19 protein-coding genes are annotated in these 20,459 nt (G+C 58.9%); 1 reads left to right on the top strand and 18 read right to left on the bottom strand.

Annotated elements, in window-relative coordinates; all coding sequences use genetic code 11:
• From recN to GOX45_RS00220, 15 genes are all read right to left on the bottom strand, one after another.
• The gene (gene recN / locus GOX45_RS00290; protein ID WP_171096852.1) at positions 1-1,650 is read right to left on the bottom strand and encodes a DNA repair protein RecN; all 1,650 of its coding nucleotides are present in this window, start codon (positions 1,648-1,650) and stop codon (positions 1-3) included.
• Between the two features lie 36 nt (positions 1,651-1,686).
• Positions 1,687-2,547, bottom strand: coding sequence for an outer membrane protein assembly factor BamD (locus GOX45_RS00285; RefSeq protein WP_171096850.1), 861 nt, complete (start codon positions 2,545-2,547; stop codon positions 1,687-1,689).
• A 126-nt stretch (positions 2,548-2,673) separates the two neighbouring features.
• On the bottom strand, positions 2,674-3,594 hold the full coding sequence (gene lpxC, locus GOX45_RS00280) for a UDP-3-O-acyl-N-acetylglucosamine deacetylase (RefSeq protein WP_171096848.1): 921 nt from the start codon (positions 3,592-3,594) through the stop codon (positions 2,674-2,676).
• Positions 3,595-3,806: 212 nt separating this feature from the next.
• Positions 3,807-5,414 carry a cell division protein FtsZ gene (gene ftsZ / locus GOX45_RS00275; RefSeq protein ID WP_171096846.1) on the bottom strand — a complete coding sequence of 536 codons (1,608 nt, stop codon included), beginning with the start codon at positions 5,412-5,414 and terminating at the stop codon, positions 3,807-3,809.
• Between the two features lie 350 nt (positions 5,415-5,764).
• Complete coding sequence (locus tag GOX45_RS00270; RefSeq protein ID WP_171096844.1) at positions 5,765-6,187, bottom strand: hypothetical protein; 423 nt, start codon at positions 6,185-6,187, stop codon at positions 5,765-5,767.
• Complete coding sequence (gene ftsA / locus GOX45_RS00265; protein ID WP_171096842.1) at positions 6,174-7,508, bottom strand: cell division protein FtsA; 1,335 nt, start codon at positions 7,506-7,508, stop codon at positions 6,174-6,176. The genes GOX45_RS00270 and ftsA overlap by 14 nt, the downstream gene beginning before the upstream one ends.
• Before the next feature lie 7 nt (positions 7,509-7,515).
• A complete protein-coding gene (locus tag GOX45_RS00260; protein WP_171096840.1) occupies positions 7,516-8,523 on the bottom strand; it encodes a cell division protein FtsQ/DivIB in 1,008 nt (335 codons plus the stop codon).
• Entirely contained in the window at positions 8,511-9,434 is a 924-nt protein-coding gene (locus GOX45_RS00255; RefSeq protein WP_171096838.1) for a D-alanine--D-alanine ligase, read from the bottom strand. Before GOX45_RS00255 ends, GOX45_RS00260 begins: the two co-directional genes overlap by 13 nt.
• A 103-nt stretch (positions 9,435-9,537) precedes the next feature.
• On the bottom strand, positions 9,538-10,464 hold the full coding sequence (murB, locus tag GOX45_RS00250; protein ID WP_171096836.1) for a UDP-N-acetylmuramate dehydrogenase: 927 nt from the start codon (positions 10,462-10,464) through the stop codon (positions 9,538-9,540).
• A gap of 44 nt (positions 10,465-10,508) precedes the next feature.
• A complete protein-coding gene (locus tag GOX45_RS00245) occupies positions 10,509-10,751 on the bottom strand; it encodes a DUF2484 family protein (protein WP_171096835.1) in 243 nt (80 codons plus the stop codon).
• A complete protein-coding gene (locus tag GOX45_RS00240; RefSeq protein ID WP_171096834.1) occupies positions 10,748-10,996 on the bottom strand; it encodes a DUF2484 family protein in 249 nt (82 codons plus the stop codon). Before GOX45_RS00240 ends, GOX45_RS00245 begins: the two co-directional genes overlap by 4 nt.
• A gap of 74 nt (positions 10,997-11,070) precedes the next feature.
• Complete coding sequence (murC, locus tag GOX45_RS00235; RefSeq protein WP_171096833.1) at positions 11,071-12,480, bottom strand: UDP-N-acetylmuramate--L-alanine ligase; 1,410 nt, start codon at positions 12,478-12,480, stop codon at positions 11,071-11,073.
• Complete coding sequence (locus GOX45_RS00230) at positions 12,477-13,574, bottom strand: UDP-N-acetylglucosamine--N-acetylmuramyl-(pentapeptide) pyrophosphoryl-undecaprenol N-acetylglucosamine transferase (RefSeq protein ID WP_171096832.1); 1,098 nt, start codon at positions 13,572-13,574, stop codon at positions 12,477-12,479. Before GOX45_RS00230 ends, murC begins: the two co-directional genes overlap by 4 nt.
• Positions 13,574-14,737, bottom strand: coding sequence for a putative lipid II flippase FtsW (ftsW, locus tag GOX45_RS00225; protein ID WP_171096831.1), 1,164 nt, complete (start codon positions 14,735-14,737; stop codon positions 13,574-13,576). Before ftsW ends, GOX45_RS00230 begins: the two co-directional genes overlap by 1 nt.
• Before the next feature lie 159 nt (positions 14,738-14,896).
• Complete coding sequence (locus GOX45_RS00220) at positions 14,897-15,943, bottom strand: Hint domain-containing protein (RefSeq protein WP_171096830.1); 1,047 nt, start codon at positions 15,941-15,943, stop codon at positions 14,897-14,899.
• A 219-nt stretch (positions 15,944-16,162) separates the two neighbouring features.
• Here GOX45_RS00220 and GOX45_RS00215 point away from each other — a divergent pair, with 219 nt between their 5' ends.
• Positions 16,163-17,356 carry an NAD(P)/FAD-dependent oxidoreductase gene (locus tag GOX45_RS00215; protein ID WP_171098078.1) on the top strand — a complete coding sequence of 398 codons (1,194 nt, stop codon included), beginning with the start codon at positions 16,163-16,165 and terminating at the stop codon, positions 17,354-17,356.
• Here GOX45_RS00215 and GOX45_RS00210 read toward each other — a convergent pair.
• The 3 genes from GOX45_RS00210 to mraY all read right to left on the bottom strand — a co-directional run bounded on the left by GOX45_RS00210 (position 17,338) and on the right by mraY (position 20,452).
• Positions 17,338-17,712: a glycine zipper family protein gene (locus GOX45_RS00210; RefSeq protein WP_254445890.1), complete on the bottom strand. Its 375-nt coding sequence runs from the start codon at positions 17,710-17,712 to the stop codon at positions 17,338-17,340. The two genes, GOX45_RS00215 and GOX45_RS00210, sit on opposite strands and share 19 nt — an antisense overlap.
• A 107-nt stretch (positions 17,713-17,819) precedes the next feature.
• Positions 17,820-19,217, bottom strand: a complete 1,398-nt coding sequence (gene murD / locus GOX45_RS00205) for a UDP-N-acetylmuramoyl-L-alanine--D-glutamate ligase (protein ID WP_171096829.1) — start codon at positions 19,215-19,217, stop codon at positions 17,820-17,822.
• A 152-nt stretch (positions 19,218-19,369) separates the two neighbouring features.
• Entirely contained in the window at positions 19,370-20,452 is a 1,083-nt protein-coding gene (gene mraY, locus GOX45_RS00200; protein ID WP_171096828.1) for a phospho-N-acetylmuramoyl-pentapeptide-transferase, read from the bottom strand.
• Between the last annotated feature and the right edge of the window lie 7 nt (positions 20,453-20,459).

The raw sequence follows: 20,459 nt of genomic DNA, 5'->3' as shown, positions 1-20,459 counted from the left end.
TCATGCGTCCAACAAAGCACGGGCAGCAGCGCGCGCCTCGTCGGTGATTGTGTCGCCTGCGACCATGCGAGCAATTTCGTCCACCCGGTCAGGATCATCCAGCGGGATCACGGTCGAGAGGGTCTGATCACCTGTCACATGTTTCTGCACCCGCCAGTGATGCGCTGCGCGGGCGGCGACTTGGGGTGAGTGGGTCACCACCAACACCTGACCACCCTGCGCCAAAGCGGCCAGGCGGCGCCCCACCGCGTCGGCTGTGGCACCACCGACGCCCCGGTCGATCTCATCAAAGATCATCGTGCGGGCGCTGTCGTCCCCGGTCAGGCAGACCTTGAGCGCCAGAAGAAATCGGCTGAGTTCCCCGCCCGATGCAATCTTGTTCAGCGGTCCAGAGGGCGCACCGGGGTTAGTGGCCACAGTAAAGGCCACAGCGTCGATCCCTTCTGGCCCTGCATCGCTTGTGGTGATTTCCGTCCGGAAAACCGCGCGCTCCATCTTCAGCGGGGTGAGTTCCGCCATCACCGCATCGTCCAAGGCGGTGGCTGCCTCTTGCCGCTTCGTGCTCAGCGCAGCTGCTGCGTTGTCATAAGCGACTTGCGCGGCTTCAACAGCCGCGCGTTTTTCCGAAAGATCCGCGTCACCTGCATCCAACCGCCCCAGCCTGTCGCGCAGCGTTTCCGCATACGCGCCCAAATCATCCGGGGCCACATCATGCTTGCGGGCCAATGCACGGATGGCAAAAAGACGTTCTTCTGTTTGCTCCAGCTCGGCCGGGTTGAAATCAAGCGCTTGCAGGCAGGCGTTAACACCATCTTGCGCCTCTCCCAATTCGATCAGGGCGCGCCCCAGTGCGGCGATCGGCTCTTCCAGCTGCCCACCGGCACTGTCTGAAACACCCTCCAGCCAACGCACAGCATCGGCTATCGCAGCTTCTGCACCGTCACCACCCAACAATGAGAACGCGCGGGCCACGTCATCGCGGATCCGCTCGGCCCCCTGCATCATGCGGCGGCGCGCATCCAGCTCGGCATCTTCGCCGGGCCGCGGGTCAAGCTGATCCAACTCGGCAACCGAATGGCGCAAAAACTCTTCTTCGGCACGCATCGCGTTCAACGCCGTTTCGGTCTGCTCCAGCGCCTTGCGCACCCGCGACATTTCGGACCACGCCGCGCGGACAGCCGCCAGTTCGTCCCCAGCAGCCGCATAGGCATCCAGCATCGCCCGATGGCCCCATGGGTTCAGCAGGCCGCGATCATCGTGCTGGCCATGTAATTCAATCAGCGTCTCCGACAACGCCCGCAGCACCTCGCCCGAGCAACGGCGATCATTGACCCAAGCAGTCTTGCGCCCCTCAGCCGTGTTGATGCGGCGCAAAATCAACTCGTCTCCGTCGGGCAAACCAGCCTCTTCAAGAATAGAATGAGCAGGGTGATTGGCGGGTAGATCAAATTCGGCCACAACCTCCCCCTGGGCCGCGCCTTGGCGCACCAATTCCGCACGCCCGCGCCAGCCCAGAACAAAGCCAAGCGAATCCAGCAGGATCGATTTCCCCGCACCCGTTTCGCCAGTCAACGCGTTCAAGCCCGGTTGGAAACTCAGCTCCAACCGGTCGATGATAAGCATGTCGCGAATATCCAAGGCGCGAAGCATCGGGTCTTTAGCTTCCCAAGCCAAAAGCCATAGCGATTACAACCACTCACCCTTGATGGTCTGACGGTAGATCGTGGCAAGCCAGTTGTTGCCCCGGCTCTTCAGATCCAGGCCGCGAGAGGTCAGCAGGGTATAAGCGTCATCATACCATTCGGACGACTGGTAGTTGAACCCAAGGATCGCGCCAGCGGTCTGAGCTTCATCGACCAGACCCAGAGACAGGTAAGCTTCAACCAAACGATACAGCGCCTCGGCCGTATGTGAGGTGGTCTGGAAATCTTCGACCACAACACGGAACCGGTTGATCGCAGCGGTATAGTGATCCTGACGCAGGTAATAGCGACCGATCTCCATCTCTTTGCCAGCCAGATGGTCAAATGCCAGATCAAATTTCAAAACAGCCGAGGTTGCATATTCGCTGTCGGGATAAACCTCGATCACGGTGCGCAAGGATTGTAGGGCCTGGAATGTCAGCCCCTGATCGCGACCAACTTCGTCGATTTGGTCATAATAACTGAGCGCAAGCAGGTATTGCGCGTAGGCAGCATCTTCGTCGGTAGGATAGAAATCGATATAGCGCTGTGCGGCTGCGCGGCTTTCTGCATAGTTCTGATCGGAATGGAACGAAAACGCCTGCATGATCAGCGCGCGTTTGGCCCAATCGGAATAAGGATAGAGGCGTTCGACTTCCGAGAAATACCACGCCGCGTCATCCGAGCGATTCTGCGAAAGCTCGTACTCGCCTCGGGTATAGATTTGTTCCGGCGTGAACCCTTCAAGGTTCTGGCTGCGGTCCGCACCCCGGCTTTTGAAAAGGCCGCCGCTTCCGCATGCCGTCAAAGTTGCTGTCAGAAGAATCGCAACCGCGAACCTGACTGCCGCTTTGGTGCCAACCATTCCGCCCATCCTTGTCGTCTTGCTTATCGGGGCACGCCCCTGATCGGAAACGGTCTAGCACATAAAATTCCGGTGCAAAACGCCTTATAGGGTCTCTGACGCAATTGTTGCCAGAGCTGATCTTTCTCAGGCGACCTGCGGAATTTCACTCGCGACTAGCCCTTGGCCGGGCAAACGCGCGGCTTGTTCAGGCGTGCACAGTACCGGGCGCACCGCATCCGGGGTCTCGAACAGTTTGCGCAACAATTTGTTGGTTGCGGTATGGCCGGACCGTTCACCCATATAGCGACCCAAAATCGGACCACCTGCCAGATAGAGATCGCCAAACGCATCAAGCATCTTGTGACGAACTGCTTCGTCCTCATGCCGCAAACCACCCGGTGTCAGGACGGTTTCGCCGTCAACAACGACCGCATTGTCAAGCGTACCACCCTGCGCCAGTCCGTTCTCGCGCATCATATCGACATCGGACTTACGGCAGAAAGTACGGCTATCAGACAGCTCGCGCGCGAAAGCTCCGTTGGACATGTTCAGAAAAGCGCTTTGGCGTCCGATGATCTTGTCTTCAAAATCGATTGTAAACTCGATCTCAAAATTCTCAGAGGGGACCAAGCTGGCTGTGCCGCCATTGTGCTCTACGCTGACTGGCTTTAGAATCTCATAGGCCAAAACCGGAGCCGCCTGGCGGCGCAAACCCGCCGCCATGATGGTGCGAACAAAAGCAACGGACGAGCCGTCCATCACAGGAACTTCGGGGCCATCTATTTCGATCAGAACGTTGTGCAATCCACATCCAGCAAGCGCCGCCATGATATGCTCGACCGTCGAAACCGAAACACCGCTGGCATTCACCAGACGCGTACACAAGGGCACATGCTCGGTCATGTCATAGGCGGCTGGAACCATCGTATCGCCGACCTCAATATCGGTTCGTTTGAACCAGATACCGTGGCCGACAGCTGCCGGTTTCAGAATCATTTTCGCGGGCTTGCCGCCATGCAAACCGTAACCAGTGAACGTGACCGGAGATTTGAGCGTATGTTGCAAATTGTGCCCCCGAGAGTGGTGTCCCGCCGAAGCGGAGTTAACGCATCCTCACCTAAGGAACAGGGCGTCTAGGCTCAACTCACTCTTTGCAACCGATTGAAACATGAATGTGACAGATAAGCGAAACCCTGCTTACCGAAGGTTAGTAGGTTGTTTTTAAAATAAAAAGAGCCGCCCGGCGGCGGCTCTTTCCAAGGATTTTGTGACCAGCCTTAGTTCGCTTGACGGCGTAGGAAGGCCGGAATTTCGATGCGATCCTGGTCTGGATCCGCCTCTTCTGCGACAGGTGCCGTAGCGTCAGCTTGGCGCAAACTTGGCTGATGACGCGGTGCTTGGGCCGGAGTGTCACCGGCATGACCGGTCATGCGATCAATCAACCGGTTGAAGCCAAAGCGGGGGCGATCTTCGGCTTCGACCGGGGCCCGCTCGACCGGTGCTTGCGGCCGCTCGGCTGCGAAACGACGTTGTCCGCCCGGTACGTTTTGTACGGCTTTCTGCAGTCGCTCAAGCGCCTCAGGCGAAGGGGTTCCCGGGACAGCAGCAGCGGGTGCGGCATAGGGCTCTGGTTCAACCATTTCCGGCTGCGGTTCGAATGCGGCGACTTGCGGCTGATAGGCCGGTGGAGGCAAACCATCATCCTCTGTTTGCCGCGCAGCAGGTTCCTCACGCCAGTTGTCCTGTGCGTCGGAATTCTCCATCGATTCAAAGAGCGTCGGGGCCACCGTGGTTTCCGCAGCAGGTGCCTGTTCCAGCTCAGCGACCTGCGTCTCGGCCGCCGGAGCTTCGGCAGCGACCGTTCGCGTCAAGGGCTCGGACATGGAACGCCGCGCGACCGGAGTTTCGCCTTGGTCTTCGGCTGCGTCGATCCCGGTTGCAACAACCGATACCCGCATTCCACCTTCCATCGCGGTGTCGAGGGTTGAGCCGACGATGATGTTGGCTTCGGGGTCCACTTCCTCGCGAATACGGTTGGCTGCTTCGTCCAGTTCGAACAGGGTCAGATCGTCGGACCCGGTGATGTTGATCAGCACACCCTTGGCACCGCGCAGGCTGATTTCGTCCAGCAGCGGGTTGGCAATGGCTTTTTCAGCCGCCTGAATGGCGCGATCCTCGCCGGTCGCTTCGCCGGTGCCCATCATGGCCTTGCCCATCTCATCCATCACGGCGCGGACATCTGCAAAGTCGAGGTTGATCAGACCCGGACGCACCATCAGGTCAGTTACACCTTTGACACCCTGATAGAGAACGTCATCGGCCATCGAGAATGCTTCGGTGAAGGTGGTTTTTTCATTGGCCAGACGGAACAGGTTCTGGTTGGGGATGATGATCAGCGTGTCGACCACCTTTTGCAGCGAGTCGACACCGTCTTCGGCCTGACGCATCCGTTTGGCGCCTTCGAATTGGAACGGCTTGGTGACAACGCCGACGGTCAGAACACCCAGCTCACGCGCGGCCTGTGCGATGATCGGCGCGGCCCCAGTGCCGGTGCCGCCACCCATGCCCGCGGTGATAAAGCACATATGCGCGCCGGCCAGATGATCGACGATCTGCTCGATGCTTTCCTCAGCCGCAGCAGCGCCAACAGCGGGACGAGCACCCGCCCCCAGGCCTTCAGTCACTTTGACACCCAGTTGAACACGGGCAGAGGACTGGCTTTGCTGCAGAGCTTGAGCATCCGTATTGGCAACGACAAAGTCGACACCGTCCAGCTGCTTCTCAATCATGTTGTTAACAGCGTTGCCACCCGCACCACCAACGCCAAAAACCGTAATCCGTGGCTTCAATTCGTCGTGCCCGGGCATCGAAAGATTCAATGTCATGCTCTGTCCGCCTGTCTATAAGTTTTCCGCAAAATGCGGTGTTTTTCTGACCTATCCTGCATGGATTTTAACTTTCGAATCCGCAAAGGTCACGCCAAAAATCGCTGATTCCTACAAAATATGGAGGAATTATGGCAGTGACCGGCGACATTTCGCGCCATGCATCATATGTTGGGGTCGATAGCAAGCGCACCACAACAACCATGACGTGCACATCGCCGTAAGGGCCATGCGCCATGCAAACTGATTCACCTATCTGTGCGGATCACTGCTCAAAGCTCTGCCGCTGGGCCTCTGTCGGACCCTGTGGATATTTTGGGGGATAAAACCCCCGTCCGCAACCACTTTCTTCAACCTATCGGAGTGGCTGGGCAGTCCAGACTGTCTTCGGTGATGCTGCGCACTTCTTGTATCTCGCTGCGTGGAAATTCGACCAGACGTACCATCAGACGATCTTCGTGCAGAAAGGGCCACCAGCACACGGGCAAACCGTCTTCATCATCATCGTAGAGGAAACACAGCTGCCCGTTCGGGGTGGTGATACGCCCATAAACACAGCCTCTGCCCTCCGCCCGCCAGACGGACAGCGAAGGGTTTAGAAATTCTTCGGTGCCGACAAGAATCCCTGACCGTATCTCGTAAAACTGGATCGTCTTACCAACAACGGCCTCCAGAAACGCCTCGGGAGAGATTATCGTTTGCGCTGCGGCCAGCGAAGGCAAGCTGGCCGCGATGGTGCAAGCTGTCGCTTGAAGGCGCTTACCAATTGTCACGGAACCAGCGCACGGCGCGCTTGAAGGGTCGGGCCGAGTAGGTATCGACCGGGATTTCGAAATCCCACCATTCGTCTTGCGGATGCGCTGCAAACAGGCTGAGCCCCACGGCAGAGGAAAAGCCCGGCCCAGTAGCCGATTGCGGCAATCCGTGCACGCGCAGCGGTCGACCGAGACGCACACGCTGGCCAAGGATCCGGCTGGCCAATCCGTCCAGACCCATGATCTGACTGCCGCCGCCCGTGAGCACGATCTGCTGGCTTGGCAGATGGTCAAAGCCTGCGGCATCCAGACAGAGGCGCACCTCTTCCAGAATCTCTTCCACGCGCGGGCGCATGATGCCGATCAGTTCGGCCCGACTGACGGTGCGGCGGTCATGCTCCCAATCGCCGGTGTCGCCTCCGATATCGATCATGTCGCGGTCATCCGCGCCGGTGGCATGAACGCCACCGTTGAAGGTCTTGATCCGCTCGGCCACGCTGGCGGGCACACCCAAGCCCATCGAGATATCGGAGGTCACATGATCGCCGCCCATCCGGACGCTGTCAGCATAGATCATGTGTTTCTTCATAAAGATCGAAACGCTGGTGGTGCCGCCACCCATGTCGATACAGGCCGCGCCCAGTTCCTGCTCGTCCTCGACCAGGGCCGATATGCCCGAGACATAGGCCGAATTCGCAATGCCCGCCAATTCCAGGTCACAGCGTTTGATGCACCGCACCAGATTCTGGATTGCGACTGCATCAACGGTCAGCATGTGCATATCCACCGCAAGTGATTGCCCCAACTGCCCGCGCGGATCAATCAGGCCCGAGCGATTGTCGAGCGCAAAGTTCACCGGCTGCGCATGCAGCACTTCGCGCCCTGCGCCGTAATCGGGCACATCGCAGGCATTCAGAACCCGTCCCACTTCGGCCTCGGTGACCAATTGGCCTTCGATATCCACCTGCGCGTCCAGACCGTAAGAGCGTGGATTTGCCCCCGAGAAACAGGCAATCACGTGATCCACCCGGATATCGGCCATCTTCTGCGCCGCTTGCAGGGCGGTCCGAATGGCGCGCTCGGTTTCTTGCATTTCGGTGATTTCACCAAAGCGCACGCCGCGCGACCGCGTTGTCGCTGCTCCGATGACGCGAAACCCGGTCTGACCGGCCATCGAGCCGATTGTGTTGTCCTCGCTTTGCGGCGCGGTACCGTCAAACCGCAAGACAAGACACGAAATCTTCGAGCTTCCGACATCCAGGATCGCAATCACACCGCGCTGCATCGCCTGACGGCGCATCTGCCGCATTGCCCGTTGGGACTGATAAAGGTCGGTCATCATCACGTTATTGCTCGTCACTCACTGCCACTTTAGTATTCCACCACAGGTCACTCGCGACCTGGTTCATTCGAATGGTCGGGCGCTGCCCCAGACGCATATCCACGGCAGCCACATCGCGCTCGAGCAGATCCTGAACCTCGTTCACCGCCAGCACCCGTTCCAGAGCACGAACCGGGCGTTCGGTCGGCAGCATGATGCGCTGGTCGCGGTCCAGAACCAGATCCCAGCGGCGTTCACCGACCCGCGCCAGCCCGCGCACCCGGCTGCCCAGGCTGCTGGCGGTACGCAAAATCTCAAGCGCTTCACTGACATGCCGATCCGCGCCTTTGCCCGCGATCACAGGCAGATCGGGGTGATCAGCGCGGGTCGCAATCATTTCGACATGAGCGCCGGTTTCGTCCAGCAATTCGATCCCCTGCCGCGTGCGCCACAGGATCACGGGCTGGCGTTCGATCACATCGACCTGAAGAATTCCCCCGGGCCGAATACGCACGGTGGCAGATTTAACCGGGTCCAATCCGGTAATCGTATCGCGGATATGCTCGACATCCAGATCCCAGGAACTGATTGGGAAATCCAGCGGTACAACCTCACGAATATCTTGTGACAACCCGGTACCAGCCCCGTCGATGGCCATCAGATTGACCATGAATTCTGGTCGCTCCTGGATCGAGGTCTTGATATCCGCGAAATAGCTGACCACCTCGGCGCGCCTGTCTTCAGAGGCAAAGAAACCACCAATTCCTGCGGCCACAATCACAATGGGCAGCCCAATTTTCAGGCCACGACGCACACCGCGCGTCAAAAGCCAGCGTTGCAAGCGATAGCTCAGCCGTGATGGGGCCGGATCGCCTCCCTGTGTTGCGCGACCAAACAGCTTGACCCCGCGCAAATGCAGAACCGGCTGGCGGTCCGTTTCACTGGCGTCACCCGAGGCAAAATCTGCATCGGGGCCCACCAAAGGTTTGGACCGATGAATCGTCAGACTGCGTGTGGCTTTCAGCGGTCGCATGACGCGTCCTCCACCATCCAGGCGCAAAGTTCACCGAATGTCATGCCGCAATGGACGGCTTGTTCGGGCACAAGCGAGGTCGGTGTCATGCCAGGCTGCGTGTTGGTTTCGAGCAGGAACAACCCGTCCGCCCCCTGGCTGTCATCCCAGCGGTAATCGGTACGCGTTACCCCCCTGCACCCAAGCGCATTATGCGCCGTAACGGCATATTCCATACAGCGGTCAAAAATGTGCTGCGGGATGTCCGCCGGCAGCACATGCCATGAGCCGCCGGGTTTGTATTTGGCATCATAATCGTACCAACCGCCATCGGTCATGATCTCGGTCACGGTCAGCGGGCGGTCGCCCATCACCGTCACAGTCAACTCGCGACCCGCAACATATTTCTCGACCATCACATGGTCGGGCATCGTCTCGTCCAGTTGCGGGGGCCCATTCGCGCTTTCGTGCACGATATAGATACCAACGCTGGAGCCCTCATTGTTGGGCTTGGCCACATAGGGTGGCTGCATCACATGCGCTTCGACAACTTCGATTTTGGGTACAATGATGCTTGGAACGATGGGCAGCCCTTCGGCATGATAGACCTCTTTGCTGCGCTGCTTGTCCATCGCAAGCGCCGAGGCCAGCACGCCGGAATGGGTGTAGGGAATACGCATCCATTCCAACAGGCCCTGCACGCAACCGTCTTCGCCCCAACGACCATGCAGCCCGTTGAATACCACATCCGGTTTGATGTCCAGAAGACGCGCGTAAAGGTCGGGACCTGCGTCCAGTTCGACCACTTCAAAGCCTTCTCCCCTGAGGGCGGCTGCGCATTCGCGCCCGCTGCTGAGTGACACCTCGCGTTCCGCCGAGGGGCCGCCCATCAATACCGCCACTTTCGGGGTTGTCCTGCTCGACCTACCCACTTAGCGCCTCAATGTCCCCGGACCTTATCTGGTGGCCCGTACTGCGTTTATGCCTTTGATCCGTCGCCTGAATTTGCCTGAGAACGGTCTGACGGATGGGGCTTTATTCTGTCACCGGGTCGCCGACCCGCATGATTTCCCACTCTAGCGTGATGCCGCTTGTTTCGTAAACCTTTTTTCGAACTTCTTCGCCCAGTCCTTCAAGGTCTGCCGCCGTGGCGCTGCCGGTATTGATCAGGAAATTCGAATGCTTTCGGCTCATCTGCGCCCCGCCCCGTGAGGCCCCGCGCATACCGGCGTCATCAATCACCTTCCAGGCTTTCAGATCATGCACGTCGTCCGCCTGCCCCGTTGACGAAAACCCTGCCGGATTTCGAAACGTCGACCCGGCGCTGCGGTCTTTGGTGGGTTGAGTTTCGTCGCGCTTTTTCAGTTGCGACTCCATCCGGGCGTGTAACTCTTCTGGCGTGCCCAAGGGGCCTTCAAAAACCGCCGAGACCAGCACGGCGCCATCTGGCAGGTCAGACTGGCGATAGCGAAAGTTCAGGTCTTCCGCGCTCAGGTCCAACAGCTCGCCCGCGCGCGTCACAATGGTTGCCTTGCGCAGCACATCTGCGGTGTAACTGCCATAACACCCCGCATTCATTCGTACCGCGCCGCCAACCGAGCCGGGGATCGTGCGCAGGAACGTCAGATCAACACCCGCATCCGCCGCCCTGCGCGCTACATGCGCATCCAACGCAGCGGCCCCCGAGGTGACGGTGTTGCCGTCGATCTCGATGCTGTTGAACCCGCGCCCCAACCGGATCACCACCGCACGCAAGCCACCGTCCCGAACAATCAGGTTCGAACCTACGCCCATCGGGAAGACTGGAACATCCGCAGTCAGGGTGCGTAGAAAGCTTCGCAAATCCTCAAGATCGGCAGGTTGGAACAGATAGTCGGCCGGGCCGCCCACGCGTAGCCAGGTCAGATCGTTCAGCGGACGATTTTCAGTGAGCTTGCCACGAGGAGTCGGGAGATTGGTCATGCCCGCTAGATCGGAGATTTGGCCCGGCAAGGCAAGGCGTTTTCTCAGATCCGCTTGCGCAGCCAACGTCCCAGATAGATCACAGGCCAACGCAGAACCGACATGCCTGCGGCCAGAACGATCAGCCCGATCCACGGGCCGTTCTGATAGGTGACATAGCCCAGAATGGGAATCCCTATGGCAATCAGGAAATAGGCTCGGGTCCAATGATTGTCTTTGCTGGGAATCATCGCCAGCACATTTGCAGCCAGCCCCCAAAGACAGGCCAACAGAAGCGAAGTGTTCATTCCGACACCTCGTGCCCTGTCCATTTCAGCCAATAATAGCGCAGTGGATATCGGAACATCGACAAAAAGCCTGCCAAAGCCAGCAGCCCAACGATCACACCATAATCGTATCCAAGCCACACGATCAGCACCGGCGCACAAATCAGCAATAGCACCCCTGGAGGGAACTGCATACGCATCGGCAGCAAGGCCACTACCGTCGCGCTGATCACCCAAAGCGCGGCAAAAACCACCGAGTATTCCATACGATCCCCCACTAAGAGGTTATTTTTTCGGCAAACTAACACAATTCAAGCAGTTGCGCTACATTCGGGTCAGATCAGACCGCCTCTTTACGCAGCAAACGATCAGGCAGAGCGTTGGCCCAAGCGCTGATCGTACCAGCACCCAGACACACGACCATGTCGCCCGGACGTGCTTGTTCGCGCACCAAACGTTCCAGATCGTTTTCGTCCAGCAAGGCCCGCGCATGGCGGTGGCCGTGGCGAATTAGACCCTGAACCAGACCGTCCCGGCTGGCGCCGTCGATTGGGTCTTCGCCCGCGGCAAAAACCTCGGCTATGGCGACCACATCGGCGTCGTTGAAACAGGTGCAGAAATCATCAAACAGGTTGGACAGGCGCGAATATCGATGAGGTTGATGCACGGCGATCACACGACCCTCGGTCGCTTGACGGGCGGCTTTCAGCACCGCTGCAATCTCAACCGGGTGGTGGCCGTAATCGTCGATGATGGTGACACCCTCGACCTCGCCGACTTTGGTAAAGCGTCGGTTGACGCCCCCGAAATTGGCAAGCGCGTCGCGGATTTCGGCCGTTTTCATCCCCAGATGACGAGCCACGGCCACAGCTGACAGCGCGTTCGAGACGTTGTGATCCCCTGGCATCGGCAGGGTGCAACCTTCGATCACCTTGTCTTCGTATTGCAGGTGGATGTCGAAATGCGCGACGCCCCCCTTATAGGTCAGGTTTTCGGCACGCACATCAGCCTGCGCGTTGAACCCATAGGTGCGCACGCGGCGGTCGGTGATCCGGCCCACCAGCGTCTGAACTTCGGCATGATCCGTGCAACAGACAGCCAGGCCATAGAATGGAAGGTTCGAGACAAACTCGTGAAACCCGTCGCGCAGCCTATCGAAATCGCCCCAATGCTCCATATGTTCGGGGTCGATATTGGTGACAATGGCGATGGTCGCGGGCAGGCGATTGAACGAGCCGTCGCTCTCATCGGCTTCGACAACCATCCATTCACCCTGCCCCATGCGCGCGTTCGAGCCATAAGCGTGGATGATGCCGCCATTGATGACAGTAGGGTCAAAGTCTCCGGCGACCATGAGCTCGGCCATCATGGTGGTGGTGGTGGTTTTGCCGTGTGTCCCCGCAATCGCGATATTCGATTTCAAACGCATCAGTTCGGCCAGCATATCGGCGCGGCGCACCACCGGCAGGCCTTGCCTGCGCGCCTCGTCCAATTCCGGGTTTCCCGGCTTGATCGCGGTCGACACGACAACGACGGCTGCGCCTTCCAGATTCTCGGCCGTTTGACCGACGAATATCTCGGCCCCCAAACCAGCAAGCCTGTCTGTAATCTTGGACGCCTTTAGATCCGAGCCCCTGACCTGATAGCCCAGGTTGAGAAGAACCTCGGCGATGCCGGACATCCCGATCCCGCCGATCCCGACAAAATGGATCGGCCCCACATCTTGCGGCAGTTTGGTTGCAGGATTCATGTGCTCTCCTTCTGCGCCAGCTGTTCGACAAGAGCGACCAGACGCTCGGTTGCGTCAAGCGCCCCAACCGACAGGGCAGCATGGGCCATTTTTTGCGCGGCTTTGGGGTTATTCAGAACCAGCGCGATTTGCGCGGTCAACGCGGGAACGTCAAGTGCATTTTCAGGGATCATGATCGCAGCCCCTGCCTGAACCAACCCGCGCGCGTTCGCGGTTTGGTGATCGCCTGCGGCAGCGGCAAACGGAATCAAAATCGAGGGCCGCCCGATGACAGAGATATCGGCCACACTCGACGCGCCCGCGCGCGAGATCACAAGCTGCGCGTCCGACATGCGCCGGGGCACATCGTCAAAGAATGGCTTCACCTCAGCTCGAATGTTGTGGTCGTTGTAGAAAGCTGTCACCCGGGCACCGTCTTCGTCACGCGCCTGATGGGCAACACGAATGTGGCTGCGCAAGCCTTCGGGCAGGGCTGCAATCGCGCCGGGCACAATATCGCTGAGGATGCGCGCGCCTTGCGAACCGCCCATGACCAGAACCGACATCGGATAGTCACCGGGCGGGATATAGCCCGCCTCGGCGCGTTCCAGAACAGCGCCACGCACCGGGTTGCCAGTGTGAACGCCTTTGGCCCCGTCGGGCAGATCGGTGGGCCAGACACCACAGGCCACTTGGGCAACACGTGACGCGAACAGTTGATTGACCCGACCCAGAACACCGTTCTGTTCGTGGATCATGCGCGGGATCTTGAGCAAAGTCGCGGCGGCCAGAGCGGGAATGGACGGATAGCCGCCAAAGCCCACAACCACATCCGGCTTGTCCCGCATCATCTGCGCGACCATCCCACTGGCCCCGGCGGCGATCTTGGGTCCTACCATCAGCTTGGCCACCACTCCGCCACGGGCGAATGTGGCTGAGGATGCCTCGACGATCTCGGTCTCTGGCGGGAACGCACCAGTATAGCGCGCGCCGCGCTCGTCGGTTGACAGGCGCACGCGCCATCCCTTTTGCAACATCGCCTCGGCCAGCGCTTGGGCCGGGAACATATGCCCGCCTGTGCCTCCGGCTGCGATCAAAAGGTACGGTGCCGCCATCACCCTCGTCCGCGCAAAATGTCACCCAGCTCGCCCTGCGGGCGGATACGAGTAAACGCCAGCAACATGCCCACCGCGATCCCACCCGCAATCAACGAGGACCCGCCATAGCTGACAAAGGGCAGCGTCATACCCTTGGCCGGCAACAAGCGCACGGCAACCCCCATATTGATCATCGCCTGAACGCCGAACATACACGCCAGACCGGTCCCGGCCAGACGGATGAACATGTCGCGTTCACGCATCAGGCGCAGCAAGGAGCGCACCACGATGATCGAATAAAGCGCGATGATAATCAGCACGAGGATCAAACCGTATTCCTCGGCGGCAACGGCGATGATGAAATCGGTATGCGCGTCAGGCAGCGACCATTTCACCTGCCCCTCGCCCACACCCACACCGAACAGCCCGCCCTCACGAATTGCGTTGGTGGCATATCCCAGCTGGGTGGTCGGATCGACCTCCTGGTTCAGAAAGCCGTCGATGCGGCGGGCGAAGTGTTCCGAGTTGGAATAGGCGAACATCCCGGCCAAAACCACGATACCCGCCATGCCCACCAGCAACAGCATTGGTGCCCCGGCAACGAAATACATCACGCCCCAACCAAAGAGGATCAGGCAGGCTTGCCCGAAATCCGGTTGCATGACCAGCATCCCGACAATCGCCATACACAGCGCAAACGACCACAACCGTCCCGGTGGACCGTTGATTTCCTGCGAGGCAGCCAAAAGCCACGCCGCAACAACAATGAACCCCGGTTTCAGAAACTCAGACGGTTGCAACGATGCAAAGCCCAGCGAATACCAACGCACCGCGCCTTTGCCAAAATCCGTCCCGAAAATGGGCAAAAAGGCCAAAGCAACAAAGGCTGCGAGAAAGCCCAGCACAGCCAGGCGCCGCACCAAAGTGGGCGACATCATCGAGGTCAACAGCATCGCGATCAAAGCCAGAATGCCAAAGAAGGCCTGCCGCTCGACATAGTGGAAAGGATCAAACCCGTTGCGACCTGCCAGCGGCGGAGATGAGGCCAGACCCAAGAGCAGCCCGATGGCAAACAGGATCAGGACGCATGTCATCGTCCAGCGATCAATTGTACGCCACCATTTTGGTAGAATCGGTTCGCCGCGCTGGTTCTGGACCGCGCCATACACCATCTCAGTCATGAGATACCGCCACTTTCTGCCTCGTTCACGCCCCGTTTTCGGGGTCTGACCGAAAGTGTATCGCGAAAATCTTGTTCAGGCCAGTAGAATAAGGGGCATCGGGGGGGATTTCCGCCGGTCGACGCGGTGCTCTATCGCGTTCAGCGCATGGCCTCGACCCTAAGAGAGGATAGGTTTGCTGTTCTTCACGTGACGGTTGACCAACGCACGCATCTCGCGCCCCTTATGAGGGACCAGTCGCGCGGTTTCAGGTGAAAAATCTTCAGCCAAAAGCTCGGGGAACAATTCCGCAATTTCCGAGATTGACGCATCCCCGACTGCTTTGCGGGCCTCGCTGCCCAGATACAAGCTTTCGCAAGGGGCACCTTCGGCAAAGATGATCTCGTGGTGGTCAAACAGGATGTGAAAATAGCTGACTGCAGAGGTCTGTTCATCAATCGAGACGCCGGGGATGTCGACCAGTTTGATCGCAGGGATCAGCACTTCGGATTTCGCAAACATTCTGACCGCAATCGGTGAACGCACCAGCATCCGGTGCTGAGGCGAAACCCGAAGATCCCGTTTGGGAAAACCGCCGCCCAACGCGCCCTGTGCGATGCAAATAGGCCGTAGCTTCGGCTTGGCGTGCAGGTCGATGCTGTCCAACTGCCGCGACCCGATCCAGCGGATCACTTGCGGGCCGTTGTCCAGCGTCATGACTGCGTCACCAGGGCAAAGCGTTTCGACCGGTTTGGGACCCTCTGCCGTCTCGATCAGCGTGCCCGCCGTAAAACAGGGGACAACGGTATCGATGTCGATGCTCGGGCCATTGTCGATAATCGCCGTGATCGTCAGCGTCGTGTTCAACGGCGGCACCGTTCCACCAATGAAACCCATGAAGAACGCGTCTTCGGCATCTACGCCGATCGAATTTCCGTCCCCGTCGATATCGTAGTCAAAAAAGCCGATCTCGTACGTATTGGTTCCATCCGTCACGGTAACGGTGAAGTCCCAGAAAATGGTTTCGCCAAGGTAAGTCTGCGTCGGGTCGTTGGCGGTTTCGTTCGAAACGCTGTCACCGGCAAAAATCGTCGGGTCCACACCAGTGTCGATATCAATCTGGCTGTAGGCCGAGATTTCGAAGGTCGACCCGACCACAGCTGTCGACGCGCCTGCGTTGGACAATGTCGTGTCGCTGCGAAAAGCTCCGAAGACAGGCGTTGGCATAACTGAAAACCCTCTTACTCTGGCGCATATCACCCAAGCGTGGGCTGCAACTTGCTGGCCTTCAGGTGCGAGGTCAAGCACGGCGTCAGATTTTTGCAATGACTGTCGTATGGATGCCTGTATTCGATCTGTCGCCAAGATGGCCCGGATCCTGACTAAGCGTATTTGCGCAGGTTCTACCCCTTGTCATCGGCGTCATTCCGCGCCATGGGCCTTTTTATGATGTTCGACACAATCATACTTGGCGCCGGTGCTGCCGGCCTAATGTGCAGCGCACATTGCGGTGGACGCACGCTGGTGATCGACCACGCAAAAGCACCAGGTGAAAAGATCCGTATTTCTGGAGGCGGGCGGTGCAATTTCACCAACCTTTACGCGGGGCCATCGAATTTTCTGTCGAAGAACCCGCATTTCTGCAAATCAGCACTGGCGCGATATACGCAATGGGATTTCATCGATCTGGTCGATCAGCATGGTATCGCATGGCATGAGAAGACGCTGGGACAGTTGTTCTGTGACGGCTCATCGAAACAGATCATGTCGATGCTTTTGGCCGAGATGGAGCGCGCAGGCGCTCTACTCTGGCTACAAACTTCGGTGCGTGGATTGCGCAAACTCGAAACGGGGTTTGCGCTCGACGTCGAAAAAGATGGCCAATCCCATAGCCTGATTTGCAGGAACCTGGTGCTGGCGACCGGGGGCAAATCCATCCCGAAAATGGGCGCCAGCGGTTTGGCTTATGACATTGCGCGCCAGTTTGGCTTAAACGTGACGGACACACGCGCGGCATTGGTGCCGTTTACCTTCACTGACGGTCGGTTCAAAGAGTTGTCTGGTGTGTCCCTGCCCGTCCGCTTATCCAATCAACGCTCCAGCTTTGACGAAGCATTGCTTTTTACTCATCGCGGGCTCAGCGGCCCTGCCGTGCTGCAGCTTTCGTCCTATTGGCGGGAAGGCGAGCCCATATGCGTCAACCTGCTGGCCGACCTTCCGTTGGTTGATATTCTACGTCGGGACAGGCAGGCCTCGGGCCGCAAGGCGCTGACCACCGAATTGGCAAAACACCTACCAGCGCGTCTGGTCGAACACCTCAGCCGAAGCATCAATATGCAAGGCAATCTCGCTGATCAATCGGACGCTGCCCTGTGGTCGCTTGCTGATACGTTGTCGAATTGGCAGCTAACGCCCTCTGGCACCGAAGGCTACCGCACGGCCGAGGTAACGCTTGGCGGGATCGATACCGATGGGCTGTCGTCCAAAACAATGGAGGCCAAGGAAGTCCCTGGCCTCTATGCGATTGGCGAAGCGGTGGATGTTACCGGTTGGCTCGGAGGCTACAACTTCCAGTGGGCTTGGTCGTCGGGTTATGCCGCTGGAACTGCAATTGCTGCCCGTCAACCGACGACGTTATAACCGCGACCGCGCATGCAATTGCGCACGATGACTTCCTGGTTTTGGGTATTTTGCAGAGCGCTGGCTCCGGCACCCACCAATGCACCGGCCACAGCAGCACGCCCAAGATCGCTTGCGCTGTCGTCAATGATGGCCTTGGTTCCCGCAGCGCCTGCTGCACCTATCGCCGCCGCTCCGGCGGTATTGCCGTCCACGGTGGGCTGCGTCCGTGCCAGCGCCTGACATTGAGCGAGATCCGCGTTGTAGTTCGGACCAACTGGGCCGTCGACAATCGGCTGATAATTGGCGCCCACATTTGTGCAGGCCGCAGCCGTCAGCAAGACCGGGAGGATCAAAGCAGATTTACGGGTAAGCATTTTCAGAACCTCTTTCTTCAGCCAAAAGTATGTAATGTCTGCCTGCACGACATCAAGCAATCTGGTCTACAGACTTGCCGAACCAGTGACCAAATGCAACCTGCCCGTTATTCCAGGCCCTCTTGCACTCGCGAGACGAAATCATCGCCGCGCTGCTCAAAGTTGTCATATTGGTCAAAACTTGCCGCCGCCGGGGCCAACAGCACAACATCACCCGGTTCTGCATCGGCCATGGCTTGTGCGACAGCGGCCTCCATCGTCGTGCAAACAGCGCTCTCAACGCCCAGCTGCATAGCAAATCCTGCGGCTTCACGGCCGATCACATAGGCCTTGATGACCGCGCCCGTCGCGTCTTGCAGAGCATCAAGCCCACCTTCTTTCTCCAACCCACCGCAAATCCAGCGGATCTTCTTGAACGCGCTCAACGCTTTGACCGCGCTGTCCACATTGGTGGCTTTGGAGTCGTTGACATAGGTAACACCGCCAGCTTCGGCGATGATCTGGCTGCGATGCGGCAGGCCGGGATAACTGTGCAGCGCATCTTCGATCACGCGCGGTGCCAATCCAAGCGCGCGGCAGGCCGCATAGGCGGCGCAGGCATTCTGGTGGTTATGGCTGCCCGGCAGGCTCTTTATTTCGCGCAGGTCAATCGCACCGGTCTGCCGCCCCTTGCGGTATTCCGACAAGAACCCTTTACGGGCAAAGACCTGCCACCCGGGACCGGTCAGCTTTCGTGTCACTGACAGACGGATAACCCGATCATCGGAAGGGCCCTCCGCCAGTTGACCGGCTAGAAATGCGCCTTCGTTTTCATCGACGCCTATGATGGCCCGGTCCGGCCCACCTTCGGCGAACAAACGCCTCTTGGCCGCGAAATAGCCACCCATACCGCCGTGGCGATCCAGATGATCCGGCGACAGGTTGGTGAACACCGCCACATCCGGGGTCAGGGCGCGCGCTAGCTCGGTTTGGTAACTGCTCAGTTCCAGCACCACGACCGACCCGTCCTCACCCGGCTCAATATCCAGCACCCCGCGCCCGATATTGCCGGCCAACTGGACCGGACGCCCAGCCTCGTTCAGGATATGGTGGATCAATGCCGCCGTGGTGGATTTCCCGTTCGAGCCGGTAACCGCGATCACCCGAGGGGGTGTATCGAACTGATGCCACTCCGGGCCTGCGAAGGACCGGAAAAACAACCCGATATCATTATCCACTGGCACCCCGGCCTCAAGGGCTGCGGCGACAATTGGATTGGGCTGCGGGTAAAGATGCGGAATGCCAGGAGACACGATCAAAGCAGAGACATCGTCAAATGCGCCCGCGCGCCGCAGATCAACACAAAGCAGCCCATCCTCTTCCGCAGCTTCACGGGCCGCAGGGTTGTCATCCCAACAGACGGGCTCTGCCCCGCCTGCCCGCAGCGCGCGCGCAGCCGCTAGGCCCGAACGGCCCAACCCCAGTACAGCAACCTTCTGTCCGGAATACCCTTTCACTGGGATCATTCTGCTTCACCCCGATCGTTTCTTTGATGTTGCGCCACACTGCACTCAGGAATTCCCCAATGGCAAGAGGCACAAAAAGGCTCGCGCATCTGCGCGAGCCGGGCCCAACAGGTGGCAGGTGAACCGAAGGTTCGCCGAACCTGGCGGGAGCGCTACCGCACTTTCAGCGTGGCCAGCCCGATCATCGCCAGGATCAGCGAAATGATCCAGAACCGGATGACGATCGTCGGCTCTGCCCAGCCCTTCTTTTCATAATGGTGGTGGATCGGTGCCATCAAGAACACGCGCTTGCCCGTACGCTTGAAGTAGAGCACCTGGATGATCACACTCAGCGCCTCCACCACAAACAGCCCCCCGACAACGGCCAGAACCAACTCGTGCTTCGTGGCCACAGCGATTGCGCCCAGCGCACCGCCCAAAGCCAGGGATCCGGTATCGCCCATGAACACTGCCGCCGGTGGGGCGTTATACCACAAAAAGCCCAAACCGGCCCCGAACAGCGCCGAGGTAAAGATGAAAATCTCTCCCGTTCCCGGCACATAATGGACGTCCAGGTATTCGGTAAAGTCCACGCGTCCCACCGCATAGGCGATGACCCCGAGCGTTGAGGCCGCAATCATCGCAGGCATTATGGCCAACCCATCCAAGCCGTCGGTTAGATTCACCGCGTTTGCGGCGCCCACAATGACAACAATCGCAAACGGGATATAGAACAGCCCCAGATTGAGCAGCGTGTCCTTGAACACAGGCACAGCCAACTGGTTCTGCAACGCATCGGGGTGATGAAACGTCGCCCAAAGCGAGGCCAAGACCGCGATTACGACCCCCAGCGCCAGGCGCATCCGGCTGGACACACCTTTGGTGTTTTGCTTCGACACTTTGGCATAGTCATCGGCAAAACCGATACCCGCATAGGCCAGAGTTACGAAAAGAACCATCCAGACATAAGGGTTATCCCATCGCGCCCAGACAAGCGTGGACGTGACCAACGCGCCGACGATCAGCAAACCGCCCATGGTAGGTGTACCAGCCTTGGAGAAATGGCCCTCTGGCCCGTCATCCCGGATCGGCTGGCCTTTGCCCTGTTTGCGGCGCAGCACATTGATCAGAGGTTTTCCAAAGATAAATCCAAACACCAGCGCCGTCAGAAATGCTCCGCCAGCGCGGAAGGTGATATAGCGAAAGAGGTTCCAGAAATCGCCCCCGTCCGACAGGGCGGTCAACCAATACAGCATTACAAAA

The organism is Ruegeria sp. HKCCD7255, assembly GCF_013031565.1.
Lineage (GTDB): Bacteria > Pseudomonadota > Alphaproteobacteria > Rhodobacterales > Rhodobacteraceae > Ruegeria.
Note: the sequence above shows the minus strand (reverse complement) of the source record. Positions and strands in the feature narration are given on the sequence as shown.

What these genes read in the sequence shown, in the direction of transcription:
- GOX45_RS00230 (WP_171096832.1), bottom strand. Translation starts at nt 13,574, where the DNA reads ATGGCGGCACCGTACCTTTTGATCGCAGCCGGAGGCACAGGCGGGCAT.
- murB (WP_171096836.1), bottom strand. Translation starts at nt 10,464, where the DNA reads ATGACCAATCTCCCGACTCCTCGTGGCAAGCTCACTGAAAATCGTCCG.
- GOX45_RS00260 (WP_171096840.1), bottom strand. Translation starts at nt 8,523, where the DNA reads ATGCGACCGCTGAAAGCCACACGCAGTCTGACGATTCATCGGTCCAAA.
- mraY (WP_171096828.1), bottom strand. Translation starts at nt 20,452, where the DNA reads ATGCTGTATTGGTTGACCGCCCTGTCGGACGGGGGCGATTTCTGGAAC.
- ftsW (WP_171096831.1), bottom strand. Translation starts at nt 14,737, where the DNA reads ATGACTGAGATGGTGTATGGCGCGGTCCAGAACCAGCGCGGCGAACCG.
- ftsA (WP_171096842.1), bottom strand. Translation starts at nt 7,508, where the DNA reads ATGACCGACCTTTATCAGTCCCAACGGGCAATGCGGCAGATGCGCCGT.
- GOX45_RS00245 (WP_171096835.1), bottom strand. Translation starts at nt 10,751, where the DNA reads ATGAACACTTCGCTTCTGTTGGCCTGTCTTTGGGGGCTGGCTGCAAAT.
- murD (WP_171096829.1), bottom strand. Translation starts at nt 19,217, where the DNA reads ATGATCCCAGTGAAAGGGTATTCCGGACAGAAGGTTGCTGTACTGGGG.
- murC (WP_171096833.1), bottom strand. Translation starts at nt 12,480, where the DNA reads ATGAATCCTGCAACCAAACTGCCGCAAGATGTGGGGCCGATCCATTTT.
- ftsZ (WP_171096846.1), bottom strand. Translation starts at nt 5,414, where the DNA reads ATGACATTGAATCTTTCGATGCCCGGGCACGACGAATTGAAGCCACGG.
- GOX45_RS00220 (WP_171096830.1), bottom strand. Translation starts at nt 15,943, where the DNA reads ATGCCAACGCCTGTCTTCGGAGCTTTTCGCAGCGACACGACATTGTCC.
- GOX45_RS00285 (WP_171096850.1), bottom strand. Translation starts at nt 2,547, where the DNA reads ATGGTTGGCACCAAAGCGGCAGTCAGGTTCGCGGTTGCGATTCTTCTG.
- GOX45_RS00210 (WP_254445890.1), bottom strand. Translation starts at nt 17,712, where the DNA reads ATGCTTACCCGTAAATCTGCTTTGATCCTCCCGGTCTTGCTGACGGCT.
- GOX45_RS00215 (WP_171098078.1), top strand. Translation starts at nt 16,163, where the DNA reads ATGATGTTCGACACAATCATACTTGGCGCCGGTGCTGCCGGCCTAATG.
- recN (WP_171096852.1), bottom strand. Translation starts at nt 1,650, where the DNA reads ATGCTTCGCGCCTTGGATATTCGCGACATGCTTATCATCGACCGGTTG.
- GOX45_RS00240 (WP_171096834.1), bottom strand. Translation starts at nt 10,996, where the DNA reads ATGGAATACTCGGTGGTTTTTGCCGCGCTTTGGGTGATCAGCGCGACG.